Origin of the sequence: Aeromonas lacus, from assembly GCF_000764665.1 — a bacterium.
GTDB classification, from domain to species: Bacteria; Pseudomonadota; Gammaproteobacteria; order Enterobacterales; family Aeromonadaceae; genus Aeromonas; species Aeromonas lacus.
The window spans coordinates 23449-35419 of sequence record NZ_JRGM01000147.1; the positions used below are offsets into that span (position 1 = coordinate 23449).

Sequence of the window (11971 nt, forward strand, 5' to 3'; positions counted from 1 at the left end):
GGCTGAGTCATCTTCCGCTCGCAATGGATGGGATATGCAGCATACGGCACGCTGGATGTGGTTACTGGCCTGGCTCTCTCTGATGGGTCTGCTGACCCTCTATTTTCACTCCCGCAGCCAACCCAGCGTCACCGCCAGCGGCGAACTGCTGCTGCAAGCTGACCAGAGCGGCCACTATCGTCTGGAGGGTGCCATCAACGGCCACCCAGTGCAACTGCTACTCGATACCGGCGCCACCCGTGTCACCATCCCGCAGCAGGTTGCCAAGCGGCTGGGTCTGACAGCCCGCGGCAGCAGCCAGGTCAACACTGCTGCGGGTCAGATCAGGGTCGGCAACGGTACCATCGAAACGCTGGCGATGGGGCCATTGACCTTGTACGATTTGGCCATCTTTATCAATCCGGCGGCTGAGGGCGACGAGGTGCTGGTTGGCATGAACGCCCTGGGCCGGCTGGAGCTGGTTCAAAAAGAGCGGCAACTGCTGCTCAGACCCTTGCAGGAATAAGGCATGTTTCAACAGGATGTCAGCCGCGCCGTACGCGCCGCACTACTCGAAGATCTGGGCGATGCCCTCACCGCATTGGACCAACCGGACGCCAGTGCCGATATCACGGCCCAGCTGATCCCGGCCGACCGGATGGCCAGCGCCCGGGTAATCACCCGTGAAGCCGGAGTATTCTGCGGCCAGCCATGGGTCGACGAGGTATTCGCTCAACTCGGCGGCGAGGTGAAGGTGGAGTGGAAGGTGCAGGATGGGGAAGTGCTCTCCCCCAATCAGGAGCTGTTCCGCCTCCATGGCCCTGCCCGCCTACTGCTGACCGGCGAGCGCAATGCGCTGAACTTTGTCCAAACCCTCTCCGGCGTTGCCACCCTCACCGCTCGCTATGTCGCCGAGCTGGAGGAGACCGACTGCCGACTGCTCGACACCCGCAAGACTATCCCGGGACTGCGCACGGCCCAGAAGTACGCCGTCACCTGTGGCGGTGGCAAGAACCACCGCATCGGTCTCTATGACGCCTACCTGATCAAGGAGAACCATATCCTTGCCTGCGGCGGCATCGCCGAGGCGATTAATGAGGCTCGTCATCTCAATCCGGGCAAACCGGTAGAGGTGGAGGTCGAATCGCTGGCCGAACTGGAGCAGGCGCTGGCCGCCGACGCCGATATCGTGATGCTGGACAACTTCGATGTGACCATGATGCGGGATGCTGTCGCCCTCAATCAGGGCCGCGCCAAACTGGAGGTCTCCGGCAATGTCACACTGGAGACTCTGGCCGACTATGCCGCCACCGGCGTCGACTTTATCTCCGTGGGAGCCCTGACCAAGCATGTGCGGGCACTGGATCTCTCAATGCGCTTTCTCTGACAGGAGGATGCACGCAACTCCCTCGTAAAACGGGAAGATAGATAACAGATCATGGACTTGCAAAAGGCGCCTCAGGCGCCTTTTCTTTATGGCAGGAACCCTCAGCATAAGGAGTGTGATGGCGGGCCCTTTACAACTAGCAAAAAGAGTCGATAGAAGCTGCTTGCTATATGATTTTCATCATGTTTTTAGCAAATGACAGAAAAGTGGTTAACAAAGGCAGCGATCTCTGTTGCCACCCTTGATAGCTCGGATAAGATACTGACGTGTGGATGATTTTCCATCGGCACTTCCCAGGAACCAAGGACAAAAGGATATTTGAAATGAAGAAACAATCAGGCTTTACCCTTATCGAACTGATGATCGTTGTGGCGATCGTCGCAATTCTTGCAGCCATCGCACTGCCGGCATATCAAAACTACGTCAAGAAGGCTAAAGGAACAGAACTAAGTTCCTCTATGTCCTCATTAAAAACTACATTAGAAGTCTGTGCTGCAGCACAAAACTTTACCACTTGTACGCCCCCCACTTTTACAGCCACTCAGTACGTTGCTAGTGTTTCAGCCACAACCTTTACTTCCGCTGCCGCCGCCATTACGGCTACAGGTACCGGGGACCTTAGTGGAGAAAGTTGCGTGCTAAACGGCACAATTACTAATGGACAAATAAAATGGTCCGCAGTATCCGGTGCTGTTTGTCAGTAATCTATGACTTCTAGCCCTAATAGCGGCCTGGCATTAAGCCTGGCCGCCTCTTCACTGATAAGTGAGGAGGACTCCCAGCGCTATCTGAGCCAAGCCAAGGCTCAGCGTAAACCCTTTGTAACCTTCCTGATCGAGAATGAGATCCTTGAGAGCAAGGCTCTCGCCGATTTTTGCGAGCTGGAGTATGGGGTACCTCTGCTGGATCTTGCAGCCTTCGATTTGGCCGAGATCCCGCAGAAGTACCTCAATCAGAAGCTGATTGAGAAGCACCATGTGCTGCCTATCTACACGCAAGGGCACACCCTCTATATCGCGATGTCCGACCCGACCAATGTGTCGGCGCTGGAAGATTTCGGCTTCAGCTTTGGCCTTCATACCGAAGCCTTGCTGGTTGAGGAGAACAAACTCACAGCGGCAATAGGAAAATTGCTGGAGAGTGAGAACGACGCCCTCGGAATGGAGGATATCGATGAATCTGAAATATCCGACCTCGAGGTATCCGATGAGAGCAGTAGACTGGATGAAAGCGTCAACACCGCTGATGATGACGCCCCCATAGTCAAATACATCAACAAAATCATGATGGATGCCATCAAGCGTGGCGCCTCCGACCTGCACTTTGAGCCCTACGAGCAGAAATATCGCATTCGCTTTCGTATCGACGGCATCCTGCATGAAGTGGCAACCCCGCCAGTCAATCTGGCCAACCGTTTCTCTGCCCGCCTCAAGGTAATGGCGCGGCTCGATATCGCCGAACGGCGGCTGCCACAGGATGGCCGTATCAAGCTCAAACTGTCGCGCAACAAGTCGATGGATATGCGGGTCAATACCCTGCCTACCATGTGGGGCGAGAAAATTGTTATTCGTCTGCTCGACTCTTCGGCTGCCCGCCTCAACATTGAACAACTTGGTTTTGACGATCGCCAAAAGGCGCAATATCTACGTGCACTGTCAAAACCTCAAGGCATGATCTTGGTCACCGGCCCGACCGGCTCGGGCAAAACAGTCTCTCTCTACACCGGCCTGAACATTCTCAACACCACTGAGGTCAATATTTCTACCGCGGAAGATCCGGTGGAGATCAACTTGCCCGGCGTCAATCAGGTGCAGGTCAATCCCAAGGCTGGGCTGACCTTTGCCAGTGCCCTGCGATCCTTTCTGCGGCAAGACCCGGATGTGGTGATGGTGGGGGAGATTCGCGATCTGGAGACGGCAGAAATAGCTATCAAGGCCGCCCAGACTGGTCACCTGGTGCTCTCCACCTTGCACACCAACTCAGCCGCCGAAACCCTCACCCGGATGATGAACATGGGGGTGCCAGCCTTTAATATCGCCTCCTCGGTGACCCTGATCATGGCCCAGCGGCTGGCACGCAAACTGTGTGACCACTGCAAGGCTCCCGAAGTAGTGCCGGAAGCAGAATTACTGGAGCTGGGCTTCACTCAGCAGCAACTGGCGGCGGGGCTGCGACTGTTCAAACCGGTCGGCTGCAAGGAGTGCTCGGGCGGATACAAGGGGCGGGTCGGTATCTACGAGATCATGCTGATGTCGGAAAACATCGCAAAGCTAATCATGCAGGGCGCCAATTCACTACAGATCGCGGCGATAGCCCAGAAAGAGGGGATGCGCACCTTGCGTATGTCAGGATTGGAAAAGGCTCGCCTTGGCGTCACCAGTCTGGCAGAGGTCAACCGAGTGACAACGAATTGATTTTGCTCATCCCGATAGCAAGCATCAGAGTGCATAAACACGGGTAAAAGATATTGACCGGGTAGCTGTCAGTCGCTTAGGCAAGACATCAAATCCGACGGTTCAGGGGTTATCCTCTTCCCTCCAGTCCATTTGCAGGATGCATCGATGGCAACGCTGACCAAGAAAACCAATGCCCCAAAAAAAGTCTTCGCCTTTCGCTGGCAAGGGGTCAACCGCAAAGGACAAAAAGTCTCTGGCGAGCTTCAGGCCGAGAACATTGCCACTGTAAAGGCCGAGCTGCGCAAGCAGGGCGTCAATGTCACCAAGGTTGCCAAGAAGAGTCAGGGACTCTTCTCCAAGGGCGGCGCCAAGATCAAACCGATGGATATTGCCATCGTATCGCGCCAGATCACTACCATGCTCTCCGCCGGTGTCCCTCTGGTACAAAGCCTGCAAATCATCGCCCGCAGTCACGAAAAGGCATCCATGCGCGAACTGATGGGGGAGATAGCCGCCGATGTAGAAACCGGCACCCCCATGTCGGAAGCGCTGCGCCGTCATCCTCTCTATTTCGATGACCTCTATTGCGATCTGGTGGAAGCTGGCGAGCAATCCGGCGCACTGGAAACCATCTATGACCGCATCGCCACCTATCGGGAAAAATCGGAAGCACTCAAGTCGAAGATCAAAAAGGCGATGTTCTACCCAACCATGGTTATCCTGGTTGCGATTGTCGTTACCTCCATCCTGTTGCTGTTCGTCATCCCGCAATTCGAAGATATCTTCAAGAGCTTTGGCGCCGAGCTGCCGGTGTTCACCCAGTTTGTTATCGGCATCTCCCGCTTTATGCAGAACTGGTGGTATGTCTTCTTTGGTGGCACGGCCCTTGGCATCTTCCTTTACGTGCGGGCCTGGCGGGCCTCCCAAAAGGTAAAAGACAACACCGACAAGTTCGTCCTCACCATTCCGGTGGTCGGGATGATCCTGCACAAAGCAGCCATGGCCCGCTTTGCCCGCACCCTTTCCACCACCTTCTCGGCCGGTATCCCGCTGGTAGATGCACTTATCTCGGCAGCCGGCGCCTCCGGTAACTATGTCTATCGCACCGCGGTGATGGCCATTCGCAACGAGGTGGTAGCCGGTATGCAGATCAACGTGGCGATGCGCACCGTCGATCTTTTCCCCGACATGGTGATTCAGATGGTAATGATCGGCGAGGAGTCTGGCGCCATAGATGATATGCTCTCCAAGGTCGCCACCATCTTCGAACAGGAGGTAGACGACCTGGTCGATGGCCTCACCAGCCTGCTGGAACCTCTTATCATGGTAGTTTTGGGGGTACTGGTTGGCGGCATGGTTATCGCTATGTACCTGCCCATCTTCAAACTTGGCGATGTAGTAGGTTGATTCATGAGGGCATGGCGCCATAGTCATACCCTCCCCCTCATTTAATGACTGACGGTTGGTTATGACACTTCTTCTCGAGCTGGCTCACGGATTGCCCTGGCTCTACTTCTCGCTGGTTTTTCTCTTCTCCCTGACGATCGGCAGTTTTCTCAACGTAGTGATCCACCGCCTGCCCATCATGCTGGAACGGGAATGGCAGGCAGAATATCGCAGCTACTTCACCCCTGAGGAAGAGCTAGCATCCCCCCCCCGCTACAACCTGATGGTACCGCGCTCGGCCTGCCCCCATTGCGGCCATGCCATCACAGCACTGGAAAACATCCCGCTGTTGAGCTGGCTCTGGCTCAAGGGACGCTGCAGTGAGTGCCAAGCCCCTATCTCGGCCCGCTATCCGCTGGTTGAACTGCTGACAGCCCTGCTCTCGGTGGCCGTAGCCATGGTGATTTCACCGGGTTGGGGTACCCTTGCCGCCCTGCTGCTGACTTGGGTATTGGTGGCCCTCACCTTTATCGATCTCGACAAGATGTTGCTGCCAGACCAGCTCACCCTGCCGCTGCTGTGGGGCGGTTTGCTGTTCAACCTGAGCGGTGGTTATGCACCGCTTGCTGATGCTGTGATCGGTGCCATGGCTGGCTATCTGGTGCTCTGGAGTCTCTACTGGGCTTTCAAACTGCTGACCGGCAAGGAGGGGATGGGCTATGGCGACTTCAAGTTGCTGGCGGCACTGGGAGCCTGGCTCGGCTGGCAGGCACTGCCGATCATACTGCTGCTCTCATCCTTGGTCGGAGCCATCATCGGCATCTCGCTCATTGCCTTGCGCAAACACCATCAGGGCAACCCCATTCCCTTTGGCCCCTACCTCGCCATTGCTGGCTGGATTGCGCTGCTATGGGGCGATACCATCACCCGCTGGTATCTCACCACCATCCTCTGAGAAAGGCGCTCTGACTCATGTATGTAGTTGCAATAACCGGCGGCATCGGCAGCGGCAAGACGACGATTGCCAACCAGTTTGCCGAGCTGGGTATCGAAGTCGTGGATGCCGATGTCATTGCCCGCGAGGTCGTTGAGCCCGGCACCCCGGCTCTCGCAGCCATCGCCGACCACTTTGGCCCTGATGTCATCACCCCCGACGGTCAGCTGGATCGCCGCCGCCTGCGCGAACGGGTCTTCAGTGCCCCATCGGCCAAAGCATGGCTCAATGCCCTGCTCCACCCCCTCATTCGCAGCGAGATGCAGCGCCAGTGTGCCGCAGCCCGCTCCCCCTACTGCCTGCTGGTCGTGCCGCTGCTAGTGGAAAACAAGCTCACCGGCCTGGCAAATAGGGTACTGGTAGTCGATGTGGATGAAGCGACCCAGATCGAGCGCACCTGCCGCCGGGATGGCGTTACCGCCGAACAGGCCAAGGCCATCATCGCCGCACAGGCGAGCCGTTCGGAGCGCCTCGCCGCGGCAGATGATGTCATCGAGAACGCCAATGGCAGCGAAATGGCGATAAAAGCGCGAATTTTAACGCTGCACGAAACATATCTGGCATTTGCCTCTCAACAAGCTGGTTAACTGTGAGTACACTAGGCCGGATTTATGGCTGGCCAGGATTAGGCATGATTTACGATTTCCCCCTCAATGAAAAAAGCCGGACCTATCTTCGTCTGGAATCCCTGTTTTCCCAGATCCGCGACAATCTGGAGAACGACCAGCCCTGGGCTCATATCGCCTTCTTCAAAGGGTTGTTCGATCTGCAGGAGCTGCTGGAGCGTGGTGACCTGCGTGCCGACCTGATCAAGGATCTCGAGCGTCTCAGCCAGCGCCTGAGCCACTGGGCCAGCCTGCCCGACGTCGATCTGGAGCAGATCAAGCAGATGCAGCACGAGAGCAGCCAGCTCTCTCGCAGCCTGCTCAACTCCCCACGTCCCGGCGCTCGCCTGAAAGAGGATCGCCTGCTCGGCTCCATCCGTCAGCGCTTCTCCATCCCGGGTGGTCTGTGTGCCTTCGACGTACCGCAGTTGCACCACTGGCTCGGTACGCCAGCCATCACCCGTCATCAGCAAATGCAGCTGTGGCTGAGCGACATCACCCTGCTGATGAATGCCATCACCCTGTTGCTGCGCCTGTGGCGCGAATCAGGCAGTTTCAGCGAGCAGGTTGCGACCAATGGTTTCTTTCAGGATACCGCCGAGAGCGCCGAGCTTATCCGCATCAAGCTGCCAGGCAATCTCTGCTGCTACCCCACCCTGAGCGGCCACAAGAACCGCTTTGCGCTGCGCTTCCTGCCAACCGGCGAACAGCCGATTGGCGATGTGCCATTCCAGCTCGCCTGCTGCTAAGGAGTGCTTATGGTCACCAAGGTAAAGTGCCCGACCTGCCAGAGCGAAGTGGAATGGGGCCCGCAGAGCCCGTTTCGCCCTTTCTGCAGCAAGCGCTGCCAGCTGATCGATCTCGGCGAGTGGGCCGATGAAGAGAAGCGGATCCCCGGGGAGATCAACCCGGACCTGCTGCCAGAGCCGGAAGAGGGTGACCAGTGGCTATAAGCCTACGGCCTCTCGCCTCTGCCAAATGAAAAAAGGGCCAATTGGCCCTTTTTTATAGCTAGATAACGGCAGGTTACACCTGAACCGCCTGCAGACGCGCCACAATCGGGCCGTTGGCATCGGGGAAGTGGTAGTTGTGCAGTTCGGCAACCGGCACCCACAAACACTCCTGACCCTCTTTGCCGAAGGGCTCACCGCTGAAACGGGTCACTTTCCAGATATCGAGTAGTACCTGCTTCTCAGGGTAGTCGTGATGCAGCTCCATGAAGGGGGCACAATCCTGCACCCGGATCCCGATCTCTTCCCACAGCTCCCGATCCAGCGCTGTCAGCAGATCCTCACCGGACTCCACCTTGCCACCGGGAAACTCCCAGCGATCCCCCTGATGACGGTCGGAAGAGCGCTTGGCAATGAAGATATCGCCCTGTTCGTTCTCGATGACGCCAACAGCCACCCAGATCCGTTTTTTCTGTTCCATCTCTTACCTCTGTTCGCTTGTTGCCACCAATAACAAGGCGGGCACTGGGCCCGCCTTTTATGGCATCGGGTCGATCAGGTCAACTGACCGTGGCAATGCTTGTACTTCTTGCCGGAGCCGCACGGGCAGGGATCGTTGCGACCGACCTTCTGCTCGTCGCGCACGAAGGTAGTGTGACCCTCGGCAGCACTTTCCTCTTCGTCCGCCAGCTGGTTCTCAGCGGCAGCGTGGGTGTAGGTGCGGGGGGCAGACTCGGCCTGCTGGCGCTGCTGCTCTTCCATCGCCTCTACATCGCGCTCCTGCACCTGAACCCGGCTCAGGATGCTGACCACGTCGCGCTTGAGGGTTTCCAGCATCTGGGTGAACAGATCGAAGGATTCGCGCTTGTACTCCTGCTTGGGGTTCTTCTGGGCGTAGCCGCGCAGATGGATGCCCTGACGCAGGTGGTCCATGGCCGCCAGATGCTCTTTCCAGAGGCCATCCAGAGTCTGCAGCATCACCGCTTTCTCGAAGTTGCGCAGCACCTCTTTGCCAACCAGCTCTTCCTTGTGGGCATAGAGCTTGGTGGCTTCGTCCAGAATGCGCTCGCGCAGCTTCTCTTCGTACAGCTTGTCATCTTCCGCCAGCCACTGCTGCAGGGGCAGATCCAGCGCGAAGTCGGCCTTCAGGCGAGCTTCCAGACCCGGCACATCCCACATCTCCTCCAGAGACTGGGGCGGGATGTACTCGTCAATAATGGCGCCATAGACGTCATCGCGGATAACGTGAATGGTCTCGGAGATGTCGTTGGTGTCCAGCAACTCGTTGCGCTGCTCGTAAACCACCTTACGCTGGTCGTTGGCCACGTCGTCAAACTCCAGCAAGCTCTTGCGGATGTCGAAGTTGCGACCTTCCACCTTGCGCTGGGCATTTTCAATCGCCTTGGTCACCCACGGGTGCTCGATGGCCTCACCCTCTTCCATGCCCAGCTTCTTCATCATGCCGGTCACGCGATCGGAGGCGAAGATCCGCATCAGGGTATCTTCCATGGAGAGATAGAAACGGGAGGAGCCCGGGTCACCCTGACGACCGGAACGGCCGCGCAGCTGGTTGTCGATACGACGGGATTCGTGACGTTCGGTACCGATGATATGCAGACCGCCAGCAGCCAGCACTGCATCGTGACGCACCTGCCAGGCCGCTTTGAGCTCGGCAACCTGAGCCTCGGTCGGATTCTCCAGCTTGGCGATCTCCGCCTGCCAGTTGCCCCCGAGCACTATGTCGGTACCACGACCCGCCATGTTGGTGGCGATGGTGACCGCGCCAGTCTGGCCAGCCTGAGCGACGATCTCCGCTTCCATGGCGTGGAACTTGGCGTTCAGCACCTGGTGCGGGATCTTCTCCTTGTTGAGAATGCCGGAGAGCAGCTCGGAGTTTTCGATGGAAACGGTACCCACCAGCACCGGCTGGCCGCGCTCCACGCATTCGCGGATGTCCTTGACGATGGCGGCATACTTCTCGTTGGCGGTCAGGTAGACCAGATCGCCCATGTCCTTGCGCACCATCGGCTTGTTGGTCGGGATAACCACGGTATCCAGGCCATAAATCTGCTGGAATTCAAAGGCTTCGGTATCAGCTGTACCGGTCATGCCCGCCAGCTTGTTGTAGAGACGGAAGTAGTTCTGGAAGGTGATGGAAGCCAGAGTCTGGTTTTCGTTCTGGATCTTGACCCCTTCCTTCGCCTCGACCGCCTGATGCAGACCATCAGACCAGCGACGACCCGGCATGGTACGGCCGGTATGCTCGTCTACAATGACGATCTCGTCCTTCTGCACAATGTAGTCGACGTTGCGCTCAAACAGGGTATGGGCGCGCAGACCGGCGTTGACGTGGTGCAGCAGGCTGATGTTGGTGGCGGAGAACAGGGAGTCGTTCTCGTCGAGCAGCCCCTCTTTCTTGAGCAGCTCTTCCACGAAGATCTGGCCGTTTTCGGTCAGCAGCGCCTGACGGTTCTTCTCGTCTACCGTGTAGTGACCGTCGCCGGTGTACTCCTCGGTATCTTCCTTGTCCTGCTTGACCAGCAGCGGGATCAGCTTGTTGACGCGAATATAGAGCTCGGAGCTGTCTTCGGCCGGGCCGGAGATGATGAGCGGGGTACGGGCTTCATCGATGAGTACCGAGTCCACCTCATCCACCAGCGCGTAGTTGAGCGGACGCTGGACGCGCTGCTCGGGCGAGAACGCCATGTTGTCGCGCAGGTAGTCGAAACCGAATTCGTTGTTGGTACCGTAGGTGATGTCGGCCGCATAGGCGTCACGCTTCTGGGACGCATCCATGCCCGGCACGTTGCACGCAACGGTCATGCCGAGGAAGGAGAACAGCGGGCGGTTTGCCTCGGCGTCACGCTTGGCCAGGTAGTCGTTCACGGTCACGACGTGGACGCCACGGCCGCTCAGGGCATTCAGGTAAGCCGGCAGGGTCGCGGTCAGGGTCTTACCCTCACCGGTTTTCATTTCAGCGATGCGGTTGGAGTTCAGCACCATGCCGCCGATCAGCTGCACGTCGAAGTGACGCATGCCAAATACACGCTTGGAGGCTTCGCGCACAGTGGCGAACGCTTCCGGCAGCAGCTGCTCCAGGGTCTCGCCCTGCTCCAGACGCTGACGGTACTCTGCCGTCTTGGCCTGCAGCTCGGCATCCGAGAGAGCCTCGAACTGCGGCTCCATGGCATTGATCTGTTTTACAATTTTGCGCAAAGCCTTGAGCGTTCTGTCGTTCCGGCTGCCGATAATCTTGGTAAGCAGTGTGCTAATCATGGGTACCAACTATTTCTGGTTATATAAAGCGTTCCGTCACTGGAACCTGAAGAAAAAACCTAACCCCGGCTGGCACTGAGAAAGCGTGCGGGGTTTACCTGACGACCATCTTTCAACACTTCGTAATGCAAATGGACCCCGGTCGCGCGACCGGTGCGTCCCATCAAGGCAATCTTCTGTCCCTGATCAACCAGGGTGCCCACCTCGACCAGCAACTTGGAGTTGTGGGCATAGCGGGTGACCAGACCATTGCCATGATTAATCTCCACCATGTTGCCAAATTCCGGATGACGGCCGGCCCAGCTGACAATGCCAGGCCCTGTAGCCAAAATAGGGGTCCCGGGTTTGCCACGGTAATCCACCCCTTTGTGCATCTTGGCACGCCCGTTGAACGGATCGACCCGTCCACCAAAGCCGGACGAGACCCAAACTCGCTCCTGCTTGACCGGCGTGCCGGAAATAAAACCGGCATCGGTGATATGGTGATTCATGATGAAAGATTCAAGTACCGACAGCTGCTCTTCCCGACTGCTGAGCTGTTGGCTGAGATGTTTCATGGAGGCTTGCAGCTCGTTGAGGCTCACTTCCAGATCTTCATCGTAAGAGGGGCCGCCCATCGGGGGCAGCTCTTTGAAATTGAACTCTTCGGGATCGAGGTCGGCCTGCTCGGTCAGTCGTTCACCAAGAGCATTCAGACGGCCAAGCTGCCCCTGCATGGTGCCCACCTGGGCTGCCAGCATCGCCAGCTGCTCGCGGGCCTCATCGCCGCTCTGGTCTACGGAACGCTGTTCGGCCATGGCCAGCGCCACTTCCAGCGCGTCCATCTTCTGCTGCCAGCTCTGCCAGAGCCAGCCGCCGCCAAGGGCCAACAGGGAGAAAACAATACCGCCGACCCATGCCAGACGTTGTTTTGGTAAGTGCAACCTGCGTCGCTGCTTGCCGTGGAGGATCAGGGTAATGCTCATAGAAATCAGTCTGCTCGGTCAGGTGCGGCCATG

Annotated in this window: 12 protein-coding genes; 9 read left to right on the plus strand and 3 right to left on the minus strand. The window is 57.6% G+C overall.

Annotated elements, in window-relative coordinates; genetic code table 11:
- Positions 1–34 precede the first annotated feature (34 nt).
- The 9 genes from LG31_RS0115685 to yacG all read left to right on the plus strand — a co-directional run bounded on the left by LG31_RS0115685 (position 35) and on the right by yacG (position 7700).
- Positions 35–505 carry a retropepsin-like aspartic protease family protein gene (locus LG31_RS0115685; protein WP_033115375.1) on the plus strand — a complete coding sequence of 157 codons (471 nt, stop codon included), beginning with the start codon at positions 35–37 and terminating at the stop codon, positions 503–505.
- Positions 506–508: 3 nt separating this feature from the next.
- Positions 509–1366 (plus strand): carboxylating nicotinate-nucleotide diphosphorylase, encoded by an 858-nt coding sequence (gene nadC / locus LG31_RS0115690; protein WP_033115376.1) that lies wholly within the window; start codon positions 509–511, stop codon positions 1364–1366.
- Positions 1367–1689: 323 nt separating this feature from the next.
- Positions 1690–2070 (plus strand): pilin, encoded by a 381-nt coding sequence (locus tag LG31_RS20560; RefSeq protein ID WP_084059653.1) that lies wholly within the window; start codon positions 1690–1692, stop codon positions 2068–2070.
- Positions 2071–2073: 3 nt separating this feature from the next.
- Complete coding sequence (gene tapB / locus LG31_RS0115695; protein WP_033115377.1) at positions 2074–3780, plus strand: PilB family type IVa pilus assembly ATPase TapB; 1707 nt, start codon at positions 2074–2076, stop codon at positions 3778–3780.
- A 147-nt stretch (positions 3781–3927) separates the two neighbouring features.
- Complete coding sequence (locus tag LG31_RS0115700; RefSeq protein WP_033115378.1) at positions 3928–5169, plus strand: type II secretion system F family protein; 1242 nt, start codon at positions 3928–3930, stop codon at positions 5167–5169.
- Positions 5170–5230: 61 nt separating this feature from the next.
- A complete protein-coding gene (locus LG31_RS0115705) occupies positions 5231–6103 on the plus strand; it encodes a prepilin peptidase (protein ID WP_033115379.1) in 873 nt (290 codons plus the stop codon).
- 17 nt (positions 6104–6120) lie between these two features.
- On the plus strand, positions 6121–6729 hold the full coding sequence (gene coaE, locus LG31_RS0115710; protein WP_033115380.1) for a dephospho-CoA kinase: 609 nt from the start codon (positions 6121–6123) through the stop codon (positions 6727–6729).
- Between the two features lie 44 nt (positions 6730–6773).
- A complete protein-coding gene (gene zapD / locus LG31_RS0115715; RefSeq protein WP_033115381.1) occupies positions 6774–7496 on the plus strand; it encodes a cell division protein ZapD in 723 nt (240 codons plus the stop codon).
- Between the two features lie 9 nt (positions 7497–7505).
- Complete coding sequence (gene yacG, locus LG31_RS0115720) at positions 7506–7700, plus strand: DNA gyrase inhibitor YacG (protein ID WP_005336142.1); 195 nt, start codon at positions 7506–7508, stop codon at positions 7698–7700.
- 73 nt (positions 7701–7773) lie between these two features.
- Here the strand turns inward: yacG and mutT are convergent, their stop codons facing one another.
- The 3 genes from mutT to LG31_RS0115735 form a co-directional block, all read right to left on the minus strand.
- Positions 7774–8178, minus strand: a complete 405-nt coding sequence (gene mutT, locus LG31_RS0115725; RefSeq protein ID WP_033115382.1) for an 8-oxo-dGTP diphosphatase MutT — start codon at positions 8176–8178, stop codon at positions 7774–7776.
- Positions 8179–8252: 74 nt separating this feature from the next.
- Positions 8253–10973, minus strand: coding sequence for a preprotein translocase subunit SecA (gene secA, locus LG31_RS0115730; protein WP_033115383.1), 2721 nt, complete (start codon positions 10971–10973; stop codon positions 8253–8255).
- A gap of 59 nt (positions 10974–11032) precedes the next feature.
- Positions 11033–11938, minus strand: coding sequence for a M23 family metallopeptidase (locus LG31_RS0115735; protein ID WP_033115384.1), 906 nt, complete (start codon positions 11936–11938; stop codon positions 11033–11035).
- Between the last annotated feature and the right edge of the window lie 33 nt (positions 11939–11971).